The sequence below is a fragment of the Pseudomonas sp. AC255 genome, assembly GCF_979258175.1.
In genome coordinates this window covers 3525317-3542952 of sequence record NZ_OZ409841.1, presented here as the reverse complement: position 1 = coordinate 3542952, position 17636 = coordinate 3525317, and the positions used below count along the sequence as shown (strand labels likewise).

The following is a 17636-nucleotide window of genomic DNA, read 5'->3' as shown; positions in this document are numbered from 1 at the left end:
AAGGCCCGTGATCCCTTGACCAGTCCTGTCCTGCAAACCGTTGCCCTGGCGTGTGAACGCGATCTCAGGCTGCTTTTCGAAAAGCTCGAATTGCGCCTGGCCAGTGGTGACATGGTGCAGATCAGCGGCCCCAACGGCAGCGGCAAGACCAGCCTTTTACGTCTGCTCGCCGGTTTGATGCAACCCACCGACGGCCAGGTGCTGCTCAACGGTCAGCCGCTGGCCGAGCAACGCAGCGAACTGGCGCGAAACCTGTTGTGGATCGGCCACGCTGCCGGGATCAAGGATCTGCTCACTCCCGAAGAAAACCTGTCGTGGCTCTGCGCCCTGCATCATCCCGCCGAACGCGAGGCGATCTGGCAGGCGCTGGCAGCAGTAGGATTGCGCGGTTTCGAAGACGTTCCCTGCCACAGTCTTTCCGCCGGCCAACAGCGCCGTGTGGCGCTGGCGCGGTTGTATCTGGACAGCCCGCCGTTGTGGATTCTCGACGAACCGTTCACCGCGCTGGACAAGCAGGGTGTCGCTCAGTTGGAAGAGCATCTGGCCGGCCACTGCGAACGCGGCGGTCTGGTGGTGCTGACCACCCACCACACCCTGAGCCGCATGCCGGCCGGTTATCGCGACATCGATCTGGGGAAATGGGCGGTATGAGTGTCTTCGGCCTGCTGCTTGCCCGCGAATCGCGACTGCTGTTCCGCCGCCCGGCGGAGCTGGCCAATCCGCTGATTTTCTTTGCCATCGTCATTGCCCTTTTCCCGCTGGCCGTCGGCCCGGAAACTCAAGTCTTGCAAAACCTGTCCCCGGGGTTAGTCTGGGTGGCGGCGTTGTTGTCGGTCCTGCTGTCGCTGGACGGATTGTTTCGCAGTGACTTCGAAGACGGCTCGCTGGAACAGTGGGTCCTTTCGTCGCACCCGCTGCCGCTTCTGGTCTTGGCCAAGGTGCTGGCACACTGGCTGTTCTCCGGTCTGGCGCTGGTGCTGCTGTCGCCGTTGCTGGCGCTGATGCTCGGTTTGCCGGCCGCGTGCCTGCCGGTGCTGCTGCTGTCGTTGCTGTTGGGCACGCCGGTGTTGAGCCTGCTCGGTGCAGTCGGGGCGGCGCTGACGGTCGGCCTGAAGCGCGGCGGGCTGTTGCTCGCGCTGCTGATTCTGCCGTTGTACATCCCGGTGTTGATCCTTGGCAGCGGCGCGTTGCAAGCGGCGCTGCAAGGCATGCCGGCGACCGGATACCTGTTGTGGATGGCCAGCCTTACAGCGCTGGCGATCACCCTGACACCCTTTGCAATAGCCGCTGGCCTGAAGATCAGCGTCGGCGAATAATAATGAGGCCTGGTCAAAAATTGACCACTTCTTCCAGAAGAAAGGCATGACCCTCTGCCAGCTCGCGATGATGAGCGGCAACCGTGATGGAAACAGTATGAACTGGACCTGGTTTCACAAGCTCGGCTCGCCCAAGTGGTTCTACGGCATCAGCGGCAAGTTCCTGCCGTGGTTGAGCATTGCAGCGTTGCTGCTGATCGGCGTTGGCGTGGTCTGGGGCCTGGCGTTCGCGCCGCCGGATTACCAGCAAGGCAACAGCTTTCGCATCATCTATATCCACGTGCCAGCGGCGATGCTCGCCCAGTCGATCTACGTGATGCTCGCTGTCTGCGGCGTGGTCGGGCTGGTGTGGAAGATGAAACTGGCCGACGTCGCCCTGCAATGCGCCGCACCGATCGGTGCGTGGATGACCGCCGTGGCGCTGGTCACCGGGGCCATCTGGGGCAAGCCGACCTGGGGCTCGTGGTGGGTGTGGGATGCGCGCCTGACCTCAATGCTGATTCTGCTGTTTCTGTATTTCGGCGTGATCGCGCTGGGCAATGCCATCAGCAACCGCGACAGCGCCGCCAAGGCCTGCGCGGTGCTGGCGATTGTTGGCGTGATCAACATTCCGATCATCAAATATTCGGTGGAGTGGTGGAACACCCTGCACCAGGGCGCGACGTTCACCCTCACGGAAAAACCGGCGATGCCCGCGGAAATGTGGCTGCCGCTGCTGCTGACGGTGCTGGGTTTCTACTGCTTCTTCGGTGCTGTGCTGTTGCTGCGCATGCGTCTGGAAGTGCTCAAACGCGAGGCCCGCGCCAGTTGGGTGAAAGCCGAAGTGCAGCAGAGTCTGGAGGCAGCACGATGAGTTTTGCTTCATTCGGCGATTTTCTCGCCATGGGCCATCACGGCCTGTATGTCTGGTCGGCCTACGGCATCTGTCTGGCGGTGCTGGCCCTCAACGTGGTGGCGCCGATTGCGGCGCGCAAGCGTTATCTGCAACAAGAGGCGCGTCGTCTGCGCCGGGAGAACGGCAAGTGAATGCGCTGCGCAAAAAACGTCTGATCATCATTCTGGCGATTCTGGTCGGAGTGGGCGCTGCTGTCGGCCTGGCCCTGAGCGCGTTGCAGGAAAACATCAATCTGTTTTACACGCCGACGCAGATCGCCAACGGCGATGCGCCGCAGGACACGCGCATCCGCGCCGGCGGCATGGTCGAGGCCGGTTCGCTGCAACGCTCCAAGGATTCGCTGGACGTCAAATTCGTCGTCACCGACTTCAACAAATCCGTGACCATCGCCTATCGCGGCATCCTCCCGGATCTGTTCCGCGAAGGGCAGGGCATCGTCGCCCTCGGCAAGCTCAACGCCGATGGCGTGGTGGTCGCCGATGAAGTGCTGGCCAAGCACGACGAGAAGTACATGCCGCCGGAAGTGACCAAAGCGCTGAAAGATAGCGGTCAATCCGCGCCGACGCCTGTGAAGGAGGGTTGATCAATGGCCGCCGCACTGTTTATTCCCGAACTGGGCCATCTGGCGATGATCCTCGCGCTGTGTTTTGCACTCGTCCAAGCGCTGGTGCCGATGCTCGGCGCGTGGCGCGGCGACCGCTTGTGGATGAGCCTGGCGCAACCGGCGGCGTGGGGCCAGTTTGCCTTTCTGCTGTTTGCCTTTGGCTGCCTGACCTATGCGTTCATGACCGACGATTTCTCCGTCGGCTACGTGGCGATGAACTCCAACAGCGCGCTGCCCTGGTACTACAAATTCAGCGCGGTGTGGGGCGCCCACGAAGGTTCCCTGCTGCTGTGGGCGTTGATCCTCGGCGGCTGGACCTTCGCCGTGTCGGTGTTCTCCCGGCAGTTGCCGCAAGTCATGCTCGCCCGCGTCCTGGCGGTGATGGGCATGATCAGCACCGGTTTCCTGCTGTTCCTGATTCTTACCTCGAACCCGTTTTCGCGGATCCTGCCACAGATTCCCGCAGACGGTCGCGACCTCAATCCTTTGCTGCAGGACATTGGCCTGATCGTGCATCCGCCGATGCTGTACATGGGTTACGTCGGTTTCTCGGTGGCCTTCGCATTTGCCATCGCCGCGCTGCTCGGCGGGCGTCTCGATGCGGCGTGGGCGCGCTGGTCGCGGCCATGGACCATCGTCGCCTGGGCCTTCCTCGGCATCGGCATCACCCTCGGTTCGTGGTGGGCGTATTACGAACTCGGCTGGGGCGGCTGGTGGTTCTGGGACCCGGTGGAAAACGCCTCGTTCATGCCTTGGCTCGTTGGCACCGCACTGATTCACTCGCTGGCGGTCACCGAGAAACGTGGGGTGTTCAAGAGCTGGACGGTGTTGCTGGCGATCGCCGCGTTCTCGTTGAGCCTGCTCGGCACTTTCCTTGTACGCTCGGGCGTGCTGACTTCGGTGCATGCCTTCGCTTCGGATCCCGAGCGCGGTGTGTTCATCCTGATTTTCCTGCTGTTCGTGGTGGGCGGTTCGTTGACGCTGTTTGCGCTGCGTGCGCCGGTGGTGAAAAGTCAGGTCGGGTTCAATCTGTGGTCACGGGAAACCTTGCTGCTGGGCAACAACCTGGTGTTGGTTGTCGCTGCATCGATGATCCTCCTTGGCACTTTGTATCCGCTGATTCTTGATGCCATCAGCGGCGCCAAGCTGTCGGTCGGCCCGCCTTACTTCAATGCGTTGTTCATTCCGTTGATGGCGTTGCTGATGCTGTTCATGGCGATCGGCGTGATCGTGCGCTGGAAGGACACACCAGTGAAATGGCTGGCGAGCATGCTCACTCCGGTGCTGCTCGGCAGCGTCGCATTGGCCGTGGTGGCCGGCGTGGCTTATGGCGACTTTAACTGGGCAGTGATCGCGACGTTCCTGTTGGCGGCGTGGGTGTTGCTTGCCGGTGTGCGCGATCTGTTCGACAAGACTCGCCACAAAGGCCTGATCAAAGGTTTGCCAACGCTGACCCGCAGCTATTGGGGCATGCAGATCGCTCACCTCGGCATCGCGGTGTGCGCGCTGGGCGTGGTGTTGTCGAGCCAGAACAGTGCCGAGCGCGACCTGCGTCTGGCGCCGGGCGAGTCGATGGACCTGGCGGGCTATCAGTTCGTCTTCGAGGGCGCCAAGCATTTCGAGGGGCCGAATTTTACCTCCGACAAAGGCACCATCCGCGTCATTCGCGATGGCAAGGAAATCAGCGTGCTGCACCCGGAAAAACGTCTGTACACCGTGCAGAACTCGGTGATGACCGAAGCCGGCATCGATGCCGGTTTCACTCGCGATCTCTACGTCGCCCTCGGCGAGCCGCTGGATAACGGCGCCTGGGCCGTGCGCGTTCACGTCAAACCGTTCGTGCGCTGGATCTGGTTCGGCGGCTTGCTCACCGGATTGGGTGGTTTGCTGGCGGCGCTGGATCGGCGTTATCGGGTCAAGGTGAAAAGCAAAGTGCGCGAAGCGCTGGGCATGACGGGAGCGGCGGCATGAGGCGTTGGTTGATGTTATTGCCGTTGGCGATTTTTCTGCTGGTGGCGGTGTTTCTCTATCGCGGCTTGTACCTGGATCCGGCGGAGCTGCCGTCGGCGATGATCGACAAGCCGTTCCCGGAGTTTTCCCTGCCGAGTGTGCAGGGTGACAAGACGCTGACCAAGGCCGACATCCTCGGCAAACCGGCGCTGGTCAATGTCTGGGGCACCTGGTGCATTTCCTGCCGGGTCGAGCATCCGGTGCTGAACAAACTTGCCGAGCGCGGCGTGGTGATCTACGGCATCAACTACAAGGACACCAATGCCGACGCCTTGAAATGGCTGGCCGAGTTTCACAATCCGTATGCGCTGGATATTCGTGACGACGAGGGTTCGCTGGGCCTCAACCTCGGTGTCTACGGCGCGCCGGAAACCTTCTTTATCGACGCCAAAGGCATCATCCGCGACAAGTTCGTCGGGGTGATCGACGAGCAGGTCTGGCGCGAAAAACTCGCGGCCAAGTATCAGGCGCTGGTCGATGAGGCCAAGCCATGAAGCGTTTTCTCGCTGCGGTCGTGTTGGGTTTGAGCCTGGCCGGTGTCGCCCACGCGGCCATCGACACCTACGAATTTGCCAAAGAAAGCGACCGCGAGCGTTTCCGCGAGCTGACCAAGGAACTGCGCTGCCCCAAATGCCAGAACCAGGACATCGCCGACTCCAACGCACCGATTGCCGCCGACCTGCGCAAAGAGATTTTCCGCATGCTCGGCGAGGGCAAGGACAATCAGCAGATCATCGACTTCATGGTCGATCGCTACGGTGATTTCGTTCGCTATAAACCGGCGCTCAATGCCAAGACCGCGCTGTTATGGTTCGGCCCGGCCGCTCTGCTGCTCGGCGGTTTTGTGGTGATCGTGCTGATCGTGCGCAGGCGTCGCGGACAACGCGCCGAAACGCCGTCATCGCTGTCTGCCGAAGAACGTCAGCGCCTCGACCAACTGTTGGATAAAAACCAAGAATGATTGATTTCTGGCTCGCCGCAGGGCTGTTGCTTCTGGTCGCCCTGAGTTTTCTGCTGATCCCGGTACTGCGCGAACGCCGCGCTCAGCGGGAAGAAGATCGCACCGCGTTGAACGTCGCGCTGTACCAGGAACGGGTTGCCGAGCTGCAAGCGCAGCAGGCCGAAGGCGTGCTCGACGCCGCGCAACTGGACAGCGGCCGCGCAGAAGCCGCGCGTGAATTGCTCGCGGACACCGAAGGCGTCACCGCACCGCGTGTCTCGCGCCTGGGCAAGCCGTTGCCGCTGCTGGCCGCCGTGTTGGTACCGGTGCTGGGTCTCGGTCTGTACCTGCATTTCGGCGCCGCCGACAAGGTCGAACTGACCCGCGAATTCGCTCAGGCACCACAGTCGATGGAAGAGATGACCCAGCGTCTGGAGCGTGCGGTTGCCGCGCAACCGGATTCCGCTGAAGGTCTGTATTTTCTCGGCCGTACCTACATGGCTCAGGACCGTCCGGCAGACGCGGCGAAGATGTTCGAACGCGCCGCCAACCTCGCCGGTCGCCAGCCGGAACTGCTCGGCCAGTGGGCGCAGGCGCAGTATTTTGCTGACGGTAAAAAGTGGTCGGAGCAGATTCAGAAACTGACCGACGAAGCGCTGAAGGCCGATCCGAAGGAAGTCACCAGCCTCGGCCTGCTCGGCATCGCCGCGTTCGAAGGCGAGCGTTATCAGGAGGCCATCGACTACTGGAATCGCCTGCTCGCGCAACTGCCGCCGGATGACAACTCTCGCGCTGCGCTGCAAGGCGGCATCGAGCGTGCCGCCGAACGCCTGAAAGCCAGCGGCGGCAAAGTTGCCCAGGCACCGGCGCCGAAAGCGGCATTGCTGACAGTCAGCGTTGATCTGGCCAGCGAACTCAAAGGCAAGGTGCAACCGGGCGACAGCGTGTTCATCTTCGCCCGCGCCACTTCTGGCCCACCGGCGCCGCTGGCGGTCAAACGCCTGACCGTCGCCGACCTGCCGGTGACCGTCGAACTGGGCGATGCCGACGCGATGATGCCGCAGTTGAAACTGTCCAACTTCCCTGAAGTCCAACTGGTTGCGCGCATCTCACGAGCCGGTCAACCGACTGCCGGTGAGTGGATTGGTCGCAGCGGCCCAGTGGCCAGCAGCACCACCGCGCCACAAAAACTGACTATCGACAGCCCGGACAAGTAACCGGACCCAACAGGAAAGCACCGCCATGCACACCATCGCCCGCATCACAGTCCTCACACTGGCCCTGGGCTTGAGTGCATGTGCGGTACAACGCCCGGAACCGACCACCAGCCTGCCGCCAATCCCGCCCTCGCAGCCAAGCCCGACCCCGTCGACCTCGCCGAGCCCCGGCAAGAGCATCCCGGCCAAACCCGCCAAGCCCGTGCCCCGCACCTCGGCCAGCTTCGCCCCGCCACCGGGCGGCAACAGCCACTGGGACCAGAAGCTCGGCGTCTACGTGCTCGACGACCAGACCAACACCTTCTACCGCCAGCGCACCTACTACCGCTGGAACAACGGCTGGAGCCGCTCGGTCAGCCCCAACGGCCCGTGGGAAGACACCAACATCCACGGCGTCCCGCCGGGGTTGGGCAAGAAGTTCGGGCAGTAAGAGAAACGGCGATCTTGGGATCGCCGTTTTTTTTGCGTCTGATTTTCAGAGAATCGCACGATAGTTACCTAACGCCTTTACCGACTCGACCAATCCTTGCCGTTGGAGAAAGCCAAGATATTTGTCCACCTCCACACTGGGCGTTTTCAATTGCCGTCGCTGGCTTTGAGCCGCAGCGACGACGGCAGCCGAATCAAGATGGAAAAGGTTTTCCACAAACTCATCCGGGTGCTGAGCTTCAATGCCGTATGGCGCGAGGTGACGGGTGGGGAAATCTTTCAGGTTGAACGTCACTATTACATCGGCACCGCATCGGATTGCGGCCGCTAGAACATGGCGATCGTTCTCATCAGGCAGTGTCAGGCCTGACACCAAGTCTTCATAGCCATCGATACACGCGTCTGGAATGGCCAGGTCCATCAATTGCGATGTGCGATCGAGTTGTTCGAGGGTCAGGTCGGACCTGTTCTTCAATAAGTTACGCTTCCATTCGTGGTGTATTTCCTGAGTCCAGCGAGCCCGATACACCCTGACAGTGCGAGCCACATCAGGAAATCTCTTAGAGGGGCCGGATATAAAACGCATGCATCGTATACAGCAGTGAAAGAGGAATGCCTCACTCGTATCCTGTCCTTAGCGCCTGTGCCTGCTCCGCGAGAAGCATCATTGCCTGCTCGCTGGCGGTGTCTCGCCGGGTTTTATATTCCATCAGATCAGCAAAACGCACACGTCGGTGCTTGCCTGTTTTGTGGTAGGAAATCTCACCGCTCTCCAGCAGTTTGATCATGTGCGGACGTGAGACGTTGAGCAGATCGGCAGCTTCCTGCGTGGTCAGCTCCGCGTGGATCGGTACCACCTTCACCGCGTTGCCCTGCGCCAGCGCCGCGAGGATATCGCTCAGCAAGCGCAACGCCGATGTTGGCAGCTCGACGCTGTGGGCTTCGTTCTGTTCATCAAAAATCTGGATTCGCTGAGTTTCAAAAGCGGTTGTGAGGAAGGCGCTCAGGGCGCGCTGGCCTTCAATCGCGGCGTTGACCTCTCGTTCGACAGGCAGGTTGATGGCAGATGGAGTAGCGATGGTCATAAGACTGTTCCAGCATTCTATGGAAGGATGTGTCGACGTTATTCGAATTAAACGAAATTCGCAATAAACGAAACGGGTGCAGGAATACTTTGTAAAACTACCAACCACCCCGTCCTATTCTGTGCTTGAGTAAAGATAACTCTAGAGTTACTTTTAATGGGCCAGGCCAAGGAGGCGGTTGGTGCAGAGCAGGCTATTGATGAAGGAGCTGGAGGAGGCGGGCTGGACGCTGGATCGGGTTGCGGGCAGTCATTACATCTTCACTCATCGTTACAACCCGAACACGATTGCCGTCCCGCATCCGAAAAAGGATTTACCGCTGGGGACAGTCAAAAGCATTCGGCGGCGCGCGGGGTTATTCAGCCCGCCAACCCGTCATGAAGGAGATCCGTAATGCAATATCCCATCTGCATCGAGTGGGGTGACGAGAACACTGCCATCGGCATTCAGATCCCCGATATTCCCGGCGCAGTCACGGCCGGGGACAGCTTTGAGGAGGCCTACAACGCGGCCGTGGAAGTGGCTCACCTCATGCTGCAGGAGATCGCGGCGGCCGGTCAGGCGATTCCGATGCCGACCTCGGCAGCGGCGCATCGCAATCATCCGGATTTTGCCGAGATGGGCTGGGGCATGCTGGAGCTGGATATCTCGCCGTACCTGGGCAAGACCGAAAAGGTCAACGTTACGCTGCCCGGCTATGTGATTCAGCGTATTGATCGCTATGTACGCGAGCATAACGTCAAAAGCCGCTCCTCGTTTCTGGCGGATGCGGCGATGGAGAAACTGGTTCGGTATTGAAGGTACGTCCAATTGTGGGAGCGAGCCTGCTCGCGAAGGCGTCAGGTCAGGCACTGATCTATGGCTGACACACCGCCTTCGTGAGCAGGCTCGCTCCCACTATGACATCGCGTCAGGACGCGACTTTTCGCTGCGCCAGCGCAGCGTTTTGCGATGCACTCAAAAACCGCAACAACGCCAGCAACGGAAACACGCTGCCGACAATCACGATCCACAACCAGCCGCCATGCTCGTACACCGCGCTGGCCACCGACGAGCCGAAGGCGCCGCCGATGAAGATGCTGGTCATGTACAGCGCGTTCAAACGGCCACGACTTTTCGCGTCCAGCGAGTACACCGCGCGTTGGCCGAGGACCATGTTCATCTGCACGCAGAAGTCCAGCACCACGCCGGTCACGGCCAGGCCGATGACGCTGTAGGCCGGGTGAATGAAGGCGGGGAGAAAGCTCACGCTGGCGAACAGCATGGCCAGCAGCGAGGCGATGCGTGTGTGGCCGGCATCAGCGAGGCGGCCGCTGATTGGCGCGGCGATGGCACCGATCGCGCCCACCAGAGCGAAGATCGCAATTTCGCTTTGCGACAGGCCATGGTTGCGTGCCAGCTCCAGCGGCACGGCGGTCCAGAACAGGCTGAACGTGGCGAACATGCAGCCCTGATAAAACGCCCGCTGACGCAGCACCGGTTGCTGGCGCAGCAGCGTCCACAGCGAGCCGATCAATTGGCCATAAGTAGCGCTGTGATCTGGCTGGCGCTTGGGCACGGTCAGTGCCAGCACCACGCTGATTGCCGCCATCAACGCCGCGGCGATCATGAACATGGCGCGCCAGCCGAGGTGATCGGCGACCACACTCGACACCGGCCGCGCCAACAGAATACCCAGCAGCAAACCGCCCATGATCCCGCCCACCACGCGACCACGGGACTCTTCCGGCGCCAGATGCGCGGCCAGCGGAATCAGGATCTGCACCGACACCGAGCTGAACCCGACCAGCAGTGAGATCAGCAGAAATACGTTCGGCTGTTCAGTGAACGCGGCGCCAAGCAGACTGGCGATCGCCACGACCGTGGTGGTGATCATCAGCCGACGGTTCTCCAGCAGATCCCCCAGCGGCACCAGAAAAAACAGGCCCAACGCGTAACCGATCTGGGTCAGCGAAACGATGAAACTGGCCATGGTGTCGGAGAGGCCGATGTCCGGCGCGATCAGGCCGATGATCGGCTGTGCGTAGTAGATGTTGGCAACAATGGCGCCGCAGCAGAACGCGAACAGCAGGACCATGCCTCGGGTCATTGCGTGAGGAGTGGTGGTCATAGGGGATCTCGGGTCGGGCACAGGAAAGCGCTGAGGCTAATGGACAACGTGGACTGGCAGAAGACGTTTTCGGATGATAACTGTTATTACGCAGTGTAATGACCGGTATTCCCACGCAACAAAAAGGCGACCCGGTGGGTCGCCTTTTGATTTTTTCAGATCAAGCCTTACTGCCCGCTGTAAATCTGATCAAACACGCCACCATCATTGAAGTGGGTTTTCTGCACCGTGCGCCAGTCACCAAAGGTCTTCTCCACCGAAAGGAAGTCGACTTTCGGGAAACGGTCGGTGTACTTCGCCAGCACCGCCGGGTCACGCGGGCGCAGGTAGTTGGCCGCCGCAATTTCCTGTCCTTCCGGCGACCACAGGTATTTCAGATACTCGTCAGCCGCAGCGCGCGAGCCTTTCTTGTCGACGACTTTATCGACCACCGAAACCGGGGGCTCGGCTTCCGCTGAGACGGTCGGGTAGATGACTTCGAACTGATCGCGACCGAACTCGCGGGCGATCATTTCCGCTTCGTTTTCGAAGGTCACCAGCACGTCGCCGATCTGGTTGGTCATGAACGTGGTGGTGGCGGCGCGGCCACCGGTGTCGAGCACCGGCGCCTGCTTGAACAGCTTGCCGACGAAGTCCTTGGCCTTGTTCTCGTCGCCACCGTTTTTCAGCACATAGCCCCAGGCCGACAGGTAGGTGTAGCGGCCGTTACCGGAAGTTTTCGGGTTCGGCACGATCACCTGTACGCCGTCCTTGAGCAGGTCCGGCCAGTCTTTCAGCGCTTTTGGATTGCCCTTGCGGACGATGAACACCGTGGCCGAGGTAAACGGTGCGCTGTTGTTCGGCAGGCGCGTGACCCAATTGTCCGGGACCAGTTTGCCGTTGTCGGCGAGGGCATTGATGTCGGTGGCCATGTTCATGGTGATGACGTCAGCCGGCAGGCCGTCGATCACCGAACGCGCCTGCTTGCTCGAGCCGCCGAAGGACATCTGCACGGTGATGTTTTCGTTGTGCTCGGCTTGCCAGTGCTTCTGGAACGCAGTGTTGTAGTCCTTGTAGAAATCGCGCATCACGTCGTAGGAAACGTTGAGCAGCGTCGGTGCTGCCTGGGCGATGTTGGCCAAGGCCAGGCCGGCGGCGAGAAGTGAGGCGCCAAAGAGTTTTTTCACTGCGCATTCCTTGTTCTGTGGGGTGTCGTGTCAAAAATGAGGCGATTTGCCAGCGACTATAGCGGGCCTCGCATAGTCGCTTAAAGATTAAAAAGCTCTGTGCTTATTCCACTTTCTTGAACAGCTGACTGCCGCAGCGCGAACAGAACGCTGCGCTCTGTTCATGGCTCTTTTTCTGACAGCCCGGGCAGTCATGTTGCAGCTGTTCGCCGCGCATGGCATTGGCCAGTTCTGCGGTAAAAATCCCCGTGGGCACGGCGATGATCGAGTAACCGGTGATCATCACCAGCGAGGAGATCACCTGACCCAGCGGCGTCTTCGGCACGATGTCGCCGAAGCCCACAGTGGTCAACGTCACGATTGCCCAATAGATGCCCTTGGGAATGCTGGTGAAGCCATGCTCCGGGCCTTCGATCACGTACATCAGCGTGCCGAACACCGTCACCAGCGTGCACACGCTGACCAGAAACACGACGATTTTCTGCTTGCTGCCACGCAGCGCCGACATCAGATAGTTGGCTTGCTTGAGATACGGGCTGAGCTTGAGCACGCGGAAAATCCGCAGCATCCGAATGATGCGGATGATCAGCAGATACTGCGCATCGCTGTAGTACAGGGCGAGGATGCCCGGCACGATCGCCAGCAGATCCACCAGGCCATAAAAGCTGAAGGCATAGCGCAGCGGCTTGGGCGAGCAGTACAGACGCAGGATGTATTCGCCGAGGAAGATCGCCGTGAAGCCCCACTCTATATAGGCCAGAACGTCGGCGTAATTACGGTGGATGCTGTCGATACTGTCGAGCATCACGATCACCAGACTGGCGAGGATGATCAACAGCAGAATGCCGTCGAAGCGACGCCCGGCCGGGGTGTCGCTCTGGAAAATCATGACGTAAAGCCGTTCGCGCCAATTGTTGCTGCTGTCCATGGATAACGCCTGAATCGAAGATCAGCGCAGCCTAGGGTGATTCTCCTCATGAGCGCAAGACTCATGCGCGAGCGACGCTTTGCCAAGCATTTGAATGCTGGCACGAATCAACCAGCAGGCGAGGATGAACGGCGCGGTCAGCGTGGCCAGCCCGAGGGCGGCAAACAGCGGCGTCACCAGCAAGGCCAGGACAATGGCGAGCAGCGGCAGCCACGGATTTTGTCGCTGAGCGCTGAAGGCGAGGGCGGCGAGTACAGCGTTGTAGCCACCGAGCCCGAGCAGTGCGGCGGACGTGTCGTGGTGCAGCAGACTCGAGCCGAGGCCGATCGCCGACGCCAGCAGCGCCCAGCAGAACGCGCGGCGATCGGCGAGCAGCAAACCGCTGGCGATCAACGCCCCGGCCAATGGATGGTCGAGAAACATCACCTGGCCGAATCCGCGCAGTTCAGCGGCCAGCAGATTTGTCGTGTTCAGGTCGGGCGATGCCATCGGCGTGGCCGGTTCGGTGAACACCAGCAGCACCCAACTTATCGCCACGAACGGCGAGGTGTAGGCCGGTACGGAGCGACTGCGGTACACGTGTTTGAGCCATTGCTGAGTGAGCATCGCGCTCAAGCCGCCCGCCGCAAGAATCAACGGCGGCAGCAGTGGCGACCAAGGGAAATACAGGCTCAGCAGCAGGCCCAGCAGCACGCCGTTGTAGCTGAACAGTCCGGCCTGGCGATCGGCCTTGGCGTAGTTGCGCCGCTGCGCGGTGAGCAGACCGGCAACGCCACCGAGCAGCGCCCCGGCGAACAGCACCGGCGCCGTCAGCAGAATCGCCAACAGACACAGCAGGCCGCACAGCGGATGGCGCTGGAAGAAAATCTGACTGAAACCGTTGAGCAAAGCCTCGGCCCAGTCGGGGCAGTGGGTGTTGAAGTGATTGGCAGGCATGTTGAGAAAATCTGGGCAGTTGGAACATCAAAAGGTCTTGCAAGTCCCTGTGGCGAGGGGATTTATCCCCGTTCGGCTGCGCAGCAGTCGTCGCTTTTGAGGGTGTGACGGTTTCCACAGAGAAACCGCATTCTCCGATGGGGGGCCGCTTCGCAGCCCAACGGGGATAAATCCCCTCGCCACAAGCTTATGCACCCACTTCTATGGTGGGTCAGATCAACGTCTCAATGCGCAGCGAATTGGTCGATCCCGGCTGCCCGAACGGCACGCCGGCGGTGATCAGCAGCGTGTCGCCACGCTCGGCCATGCCTTGCGCCTGAGCAATCTCCAGTGCGGTCGAGCAGACTTCGTCGACCTGACGCAGGCGATCGTTGACCACCGAATGAATGCCCCACGCCACGCTCAAGCGCCGCGCCGTTTGCAGGTTCGGCGTCAGATTGAGGATCGGTGCTTTCGGCCGTTCCCGGGATGCGCGCAGCGTCGAGGCGCCGGACTCGCTGTAATTGACCAGCACCGCCACCGGCAGCACGTTGCTGATCCGGCGGATCGCACAGCTGATCGCATCGGAAACCGTCGCCTCGGCTTTCGGTCGGCTGACGTCAAGCTGGGTCTGATAATCCGGGCCGTTCTCAACTTGACGGATGATCTTGCTCATCATCTGCACGGCTTCCAGCGGGTATTCGCCGGACGCGGTCTCCGCCGAGAGCATCACCGCATCGGCGCCTTCGGCCACGGCGTTGGCGACGTCAGTCACCTCGGCACGGGTTGGGGCAGGGGAGAAGCGCATTGACTCGAGCATCTGCGTCGCCACCACCACCGGTTTGCCCAGCGCGCGGCAGGTGGTGATGATGTTTTTCTGAATCTGCGGCACGCTCTCCGCCGGCACTTCCACACCAAGATCGCCGCGCGCGACCATGATCGCGTCGCTCAACTCAGCAATCTCACGCAATTGCTCGACCGCCGAAGGCTTCTCGATTTTCGCCATCAGAAACGCCTTGTCGCCGATCAATGCGCGGGCTTCGACAATGTCCTGCGGGCGCTGTACGAACGACAGCGCGACCCAGTCCACACCCAATTCCAGGCCGAAGCTCAGATCGCGGCGATCCTTGGCGGTCAGCGGGCTCAAGTCCAACACCGCTTGCGGCACGTTCACACCTTTGCGATCAGACAGTTCACCGCCGTTGAGCACGCTGGTGTCGATCGCATCGTTGTACTTGGTGACCACGCGCAGACGCAGCTTGCCGTCGTCGAGCAGCAGATCCATGCCCGCTTCCAGCGCGGCAATGATTTCCGGATGCGGCAGGTTGACCCGGCGCTCATCGCCCGGTGTCGTATCAAGATCCAAGCGGAACGCCTGACCGCGATGCAGCTGCACCTTGCCATCAGCGAATTTGCCGACACGCAGTTTCGGTCCTTGCAGATCCATGAGAATGCCCAGCGGGTAGTTGAGCTGGCGCTCGACTTCGCGGATCCATTGATAGCGCTTGGCGTGGTCGGCGTGATCGCCATGGCTGAAATTCAGGCGGAAGATGTTGACCCCGGCCTCGACCAGCTCGCGGATGTCGTCGATACCATCGACCGCAGGGCCGAGGGTGGCGAGGATTTTGACCTTTTTATCAGGCGTCATGATTTGCAGTTCTCAAGGATCAGAATGGCGCGGAAGTCGTTGACATTGGTGCGGGTCGGCTCGGTGACGATCAGCGCATCGAGCGCCTGGAAGTAGCCGTAGCCGTTGTTGTTATCCAGCTCGTCGCTGGCGCTCAGACCGAGGGCGGCTGCGCGGGCGTAGCTGTCCGGGGTCATGATCGCGCCGGCGTTGTCTTCCGAGCCGTCGATGCCATCGGTGTCGCCGGCCAGTGCGTAGACGCCGGGCTGGCCCTTGAGGCTGTCGGTCAGGCTGAGGAGGAATTCGGCGTTGCGTCCGCCACGGCCATTGCCGCGCACGGTTACCGTGGTCTCACCGCCAGAAAGAATCACGCACGGCGCCGCCAGTGGCTGGCCGTGATTGATGATCTGTCGGGCGATGCCGGCGTGGACCTTCGCCACTTCACGGGATTCGCCTTCGAGGTCGCCGAGAATCAAGGTGCTGAAACCGGCCTGACGGCACTTCACCGCCGCCGCGTCCAGCGACTGCTGCGGGCGGGCGATCAACTGGAAATGACTGCGCGCCAGACTCGGATCGCCGGGTTTGACGGTTTCCGATTCCGGGCTTTGCAGCCAGGTACGCACGGAGGCGGGAATGTCGATGCCGTAGCGCTTGATGATCGCCAGTGCTTCGGCTGAGGTGCTTGGATCGGCCACGGTCGGCCCGGACGCGATGACGGTGGCGAGGTCGCCGGGCACATCGGAAATCGCGTAGGTGTAAACCGTCGCCGGCCAGCAGGCCTTGCCGAGGCGGCCACCCTTGATCGCCGAGAGGTGCTTGCGCACGCAGTTCATCTCGCCGATGGTCGCACCGGATTTGAGCAGGGCTTTGTTGATCGACTGCTTGTCAGCGAGGGTGATGCCTTCGGCCGGCAGGGCGAGCAGGGCAGAGCCGCCGCCGGAAAGCAGAAAGATCACGCGGTCGTCTTCAGTCAGGTTGCTGACCAGCTCCAGCACGCGTTTGGCCACGGCCAGCCCGGCCGCATCCGGCACCGGGTGCGCGGCTTCGACCACTTCGATTTTTTCGCACGGAGCGCCGTGGCCGTAGCGGGTCACCACCAGGCCGGTGACTTCACCCTCCCAGCAGCGCTCGACCACTTGCGCCATGGCGGCAGCGGCTTTGCCGGCACCGATGACGATAACCCGACCCGTGCGATCGGCAGGCAAATGGGCTTCGAGGACTTGGTTCGGATGGGCCGCGTCGATGGCTGTGGCAAACAGCTCGCGCAGCAGTTGTTGCGGATCGACCGACATGGCGGGCTCCCGGAATTCTTGTTATTCGAAAGGGCAACTCGGAACCCTTGTGGGAGCGAGCCTGCTCGCGAACGCGGTATGTCAGCCAACATGGATGTTGAATGTGAAGCCGCTTTCGCGAGCAGGCTCGCTCCCACAGGGTTTTGTGCAGACTTTATTTTTTGTCGCGAATCGAGAAATTGGCCATGTGCTCCAGGCCCTTGATCAGCGCCGAGTGGTCCCAGTTGCTGCCGCCGATGGCCGCGCAGGTGCTGAATACCTGCTGGGCATTGGCGGTGTTCGGCAGGTTGATGTTCAGCTCCTTGGCGCCTTGCAGGGCCAGGTTCAGGTCCTTCTGGTGCAGGCTGATGCGGAAGCCCGGGTCGAAGGTTCCCTTGATCATGCGCTCGCCGTGCACTTCGAGGATCTTCGAAGAAGCGAAACCGCCCATCAGCGCTTCACGCACCTTGGCCGGATCGGCACCGTTTTTCGAGGCGAACAGCAGGGCTTCGGCTACGGCCTGGATGTTCAGCGCGACGATGATCTGGTTCGCCACTTTGGCGGTCTGGCCGTCGCCATTGCCACCAACCAGGGTGATGTTCTTGCCCATGGCCTGGAACAGCGGCAGGGTGCGTTCGAAGGCATCGGCGTCGCCACCGACCATGATGCTCAGGGTTGCGGCCTTGGCGCCGACTTCACCGCCGGACACTGGCGCGTCGAGGTACTGCGCGCCTTTTTCGTTGATCTTCGCCGCGAAGGCTTTGGTGGCGGTCGGCGAAATCGAGCTCATGTCGATCACGACTTTGCCCTTGCCGATACCGGCCGCGACGCCGTCGGCGCGGAACAGCACGTCGTCGACCTGCGGGGTGTCCGGAACCATGACGATGATGAATTCGGCTTCCTGCGCCACTTCGCGCGGGTTGGCCAGGGCGACGGCGCCAGCGGCGACGAGGTCGGCCGGGGCCGCGTCGTGGTGTTGCGACAGGAACAGGCTGTGACCGGCTTTCTGCAGGTTCGCCGCCATTGGGTGGCCCATGATGCCGGTGCCGATGAATCCGATTTTAGCCATGAGAAAATCCTCTTGTTTTTGTCGTGCTCAAGCAAATAGGGGAGCTGCTTTTCA

General features: G+C 61.2%; 20 protein-coding genes and 1 pseudogene. 12 read left to right on the top strand and 9 right to left on the bottom strand.

All coding sequences use genetic code 11. The annotated features are described in order from the left end of the window. Positions 1–15 precede the first annotated feature (15 nt). From ccmA to ACZZ0K_RS16085, 10 genes are all read left to right on the top strand, one after another. On the top strand, positions 16–651 hold the full coding sequence (gene ccmA, locus ACZZ0K_RS16130; RefSeq protein WP_252885573.1) for a cytochrome c biogenesis heme-transporting ATPase CcmA: 636 nt from the start codon (positions 16–18) through the stop codon (positions 649–651). Further along, entirely contained in the window at positions 648–1316 is a 669-nt protein-coding gene (ccmB, locus tag ACZZ0K_RS16125) for a heme exporter protein CcmB (RefSeq protein WP_039763615.1), read from the top strand. The genes ccmA and ccmB overlap by 4 nt, the downstream gene beginning before the upstream one ends. Before the next feature lie 97 nt (positions 1317–1413). Then, positions 1414–2169, top strand: coding sequence for a heme ABC transporter permease (locus tag ACZZ0K_RS16120; RefSeq protein ID WP_122506031.1), 756 nt, complete (start codon positions 1414–1416; stop codon positions 2167–2169). Then, a complete protein-coding gene (ccmD, locus tag ACZZ0K_RS16115; protein WP_016771045.1) occupies positions 2166–2342 on the top strand; it encodes a heme exporter protein CcmD in 177 nt (58 codons plus the stop codon). Before ACZZ0K_RS16120 ends, ccmD begins: the two co-directional genes overlap by 4 nt. Continuing rightward, the gene (gene ccmE / locus ACZZ0K_RS16110; RefSeq protein WP_056783845.1) at positions 2339–2794 is read left to right on the top strand and encodes a cytochrome c maturation protein CcmE; all 456 of its coding nucleotides are present in this window, start codon (positions 2339–2341) and stop codon (positions 2792–2794) included. The genes ccmD and ccmE overlap by 4 nt, the downstream gene beginning before the upstream one ends. Positions 2795–2797: 3 nt before the next feature. Next, positions 2798–4786, top strand: a complete 1989-nt coding sequence (locus ACZZ0K_RS16105) for a heme lyase CcmF/NrfE family subunit (protein WP_258707789.1) — start codon at positions 2798–2800, stop codon at positions 4784–4786. Then, complete coding sequence (locus tag ACZZ0K_RS16100; protein WP_024012128.1) at positions 4783–5319, top strand: DsbE family thiol:disulfide interchange protein; 537 nt, start codon at positions 4783–4785, stop codon at positions 5317–5319. Before ACZZ0K_RS16105 ends, ACZZ0K_RS16100 begins: the two co-directional genes overlap by 4 nt. Continuing rightward, a complete protein-coding gene (locus tag ACZZ0K_RS16095; protein WP_252883387.1) occupies positions 5316–5786 on the top strand; it encodes a cytochrome c-type biogenesis protein in 471 nt (156 codons plus the stop codon). The genes ACZZ0K_RS16100 and ACZZ0K_RS16095 overlap by 4 nt, the downstream gene beginning before the upstream one ends. After that, the gene (ccmI, locus tag ACZZ0K_RS16090) at positions 5783–6982 is read left to right on the top strand and encodes a c-type cytochrome biogenesis protein CcmI (RefSeq protein ID WP_252885574.1); all 1200 of its coding nucleotides are present in this window, start codon (positions 5783–5785) and stop codon (positions 6980–6982) included. The genes ACZZ0K_RS16095 and ccmI overlap by 4 nt, the downstream gene beginning before the upstream one ends. A gap of 25 nt (positions 6983–7007) precedes the next feature. Next, positions 7008–7412 (top strand): hypothetical protein, encoded by a 405-nt coding sequence (locus ACZZ0K_RS16085; protein WP_016771039.1) that lies wholly within the window; start codon positions 7008–7010, stop codon positions 7410–7412. A 45-nt stretch (positions 7413–7457) separates the two neighbouring features. Here the strand turns inward: ACZZ0K_RS16085 and ACZZ0K_RS16080 are convergent. Together ACZZ0K_RS16080 and ACZZ0K_RS16075 are read right to left on the bottom strand one after the other, a co-directional pair. Continuing rightward, positions 7458–8032 (bottom strand): annotated as a pseudogene (locus tag ACZZ0K_RS16080) (PIN domain-containing protein). Then, positions 8029–8496, bottom strand: coding sequence for a helix-turn-helix domain-containing protein (locus tag ACZZ0K_RS16075; RefSeq protein ID WP_252885575.1), 468 nt, complete (start codon positions 8494–8496; stop codon positions 8029–8031). Before ACZZ0K_RS16075 ends, ACZZ0K_RS16080 begins: the two are co-directional and overlap by 4 nt. A gap of 181 nt (positions 8497–8677) precedes the next feature. On the opposite strand from ACZZ0K_RS16075, the gene ACZZ0K_RS16070 reads away from it, so the two are divergent. Both ACZZ0K_RS16070 and ACZZ0K_RS16065 read left to right on the top strand, forming a co-directional pair. After that, entirely contained in the window at positions 8678–8890 is a 213-nt protein-coding gene (locus ACZZ0K_RS16070) for a type II toxin-antitoxin system HicA family toxin (RefSeq protein WP_041479616.1), read from the top strand. Further along, complete coding sequence (locus ACZZ0K_RS16065; protein ID WP_016771035.1) at positions 8890–9294, top strand: type II toxin-antitoxin system HicB family antitoxin; 405 nt, start codon at positions 8890–8892, stop codon at positions 9292–9294. The genes ACZZ0K_RS16070 and ACZZ0K_RS16065 overlap by 1 nt, the downstream gene beginning before the upstream one ends. 112 nt (positions 9295–9406) lie before the next feature. Here ACZZ0K_RS16065 and ACZZ0K_RS16060 read toward each other — a convergent pair whose 3' ends face one another. The 7 genes from ACZZ0K_RS16060 to ACZZ0K_RS16030 form a co-directional block, all read right to left on the bottom strand. Then, a complete protein-coding gene (locus ACZZ0K_RS16060; RefSeq protein WP_252885576.1) occupies positions 9407–10606 on the bottom strand; it encodes an MFS transporter in 1200 nt (399 codons plus the stop codon). 167 nt (positions 10607–10773) lie between these two features. After that, positions 10774–11772, bottom strand: coding sequence for a sulfate ABC transporter substrate-binding protein (locus ACZZ0K_RS16055; protein ID WP_056783861.1), 999 nt, complete (start codon positions 11770–11772; stop codon positions 10774–10776). 103 nt (positions 11773–11875) lie between these two features. Beyond that, positions 11876–12700 carry an ion transporter gene (locus ACZZ0K_RS16050; protein WP_041479613.1) on the bottom strand — a complete coding sequence of 275 codons (825 nt, stop codon included), beginning with the start codon at positions 12698–12700 and terminating at the stop codon, positions 11876–11878. 21 nt (positions 12701–12721) lie between these two features. Further along, positions 12722–13636 carry an urea transporter gene (locus ACZZ0K_RS16045; protein ID WP_252885577.1) on the bottom strand — a complete coding sequence of 305 codons (915 nt, stop codon included), beginning with the start codon at positions 13634–13636 and terminating at the stop codon, positions 12722–12724. A 211-nt stretch (positions 13637–13847) separates the two neighbouring features. Next, the gene (gene pyk / locus ACZZ0K_RS16040) at positions 13848–15263 is read right to left on the bottom strand and encodes a pyruvate kinase (RefSeq protein WP_252885578.1); all 1416 of its coding nucleotides are present in this window, start codon (positions 15261–15263) and stop codon (positions 13848–13850) included. Then, complete coding sequence (locus ACZZ0K_RS16035) at positions 15260–16534, bottom strand: glycerate kinase type-2 family protein (protein ID WP_071171467.1); 1275 nt, start codon at positions 16532–16534, stop codon at positions 15260–15262. The genes pyk and ACZZ0K_RS16035 overlap by 4 nt, the downstream gene beginning before the upstream one ends. Before the next feature lie 154 nt (positions 16535–16688). Then, the gene (locus ACZZ0K_RS16030) at positions 16689–17582 is read right to left on the bottom strand and encodes a 2-hydroxy-3-oxopropionate reductase (RefSeq protein ID WP_258707791.1); all 894 of its coding nucleotides are present in this window, start codon (positions 17580–17582) and stop codon (positions 16689–16691) included. Positions 17583–17636: the final 54 nt, after the last annotated feature.

Coding starts and splice junctions, on each gene's coding strand:
- ccmB (WP_039763615.1), top strand. CDS start 648: ATGAGTGTCTTCGGCCTGCTGCTTGCCCGCGAATCGCGACTGCTGTTC.
- ACZZ0K_RS16120 (WP_122506031.1), top strand. CDS start 1,414: ATGAACTGGACCTGGTTTCACAAGCTCGGCTCGCCCAAGTGGTTCTAC.
- ccmD (WP_016771045.1), top strand. CDS start 2,166: ATGAGTTTTGCTTCATTCGGCGATTTTCTCGCCATGGGCCATCACGGC.
- ACZZ0K_RS16105 (WP_258707789.1), top strand. CDS start 2,798: ATGGCCGCCGCACTGTTTATTCCCGAACTGGGCCATCTGGCGATGATC.
- ACZZ0K_RS16100 (WP_024012128.1), top strand. CDS start 4,783: ATGAGGCGTTGGTTGATGTTATTGCCGTTGGCGATTTTTCTGCTGGTG.
- ACZZ0K_RS16095 (WP_252883387.1), top strand. CDS start 5,316: ATGAAGCGTTTTCTCGCTGCGGTCGTGTTGGGTTTGAGCCTGGCCGGT.
- ccmI (WP_252885574.1), top strand. CDS start 5,783: ATGATTGATTTCTGGCTCGCCGCAGGGCTGTTGCTTCTGGTCGCCCTG.
- ACZZ0K_RS16085 (WP_016771039.1), top strand. CDS start 7,008: ATGCACACCATCGCCCGCATCACAGTCCTCACACTGGCCCTGGGCTTG.
- ACZZ0K_RS16075 (WP_252885575.1), bottom strand. CDS start 8,496: ATGACCATCGCTACTCCATCTGCCATCAACCTGCCTGTCGAACGAGAG.
- ACZZ0K_RS16065 (WP_016771035.1), top strand. CDS start 8,890: ATGCAATATCCCATCTGCATCGAGTGGGGTGACGAGAACACTGCCATC.
- ACZZ0K_RS16060 (WP_252885576.1), bottom strand. CDS start 10,606: ATGACCACCACTCCTCACGCAATGACCCGAGGCATGGTCCTGCTGTTC.
- ACZZ0K_RS16050 (WP_041479613.1), bottom strand. CDS start 12,700: ATGGACAGCAGCAACAATTGGCGCGAACGGCTTTACGTCATGATTTTC.
- ACZZ0K_RS16045 (WP_252885577.1), bottom strand. CDS start 13,636: ATGCCTGCCAATCACTTCAACACCCACTGCCCCGACTGGGCCGAGGCT.
- pyk (WP_252885578.1), bottom strand. CDS start 15,263: ATGACGCCTGATAAAAAGGTCAAAATCCTCGCCACCCTCGGCCCTGCG.
- ACZZ0K_RS16035 (WP_071171467.1), bottom strand. CDS start 16,534: ATGTCGGTCGATCCGCAACAACTGCTGCGCGAGCTGTTTGCCACAGCC.
- ACZZ0K_RS16030 (WP_258707791.1), bottom strand. CDS start 17,582: ATGGCTAAAATCGGATTCATCGGCACCGGCATCATGGGCCACCCAATG.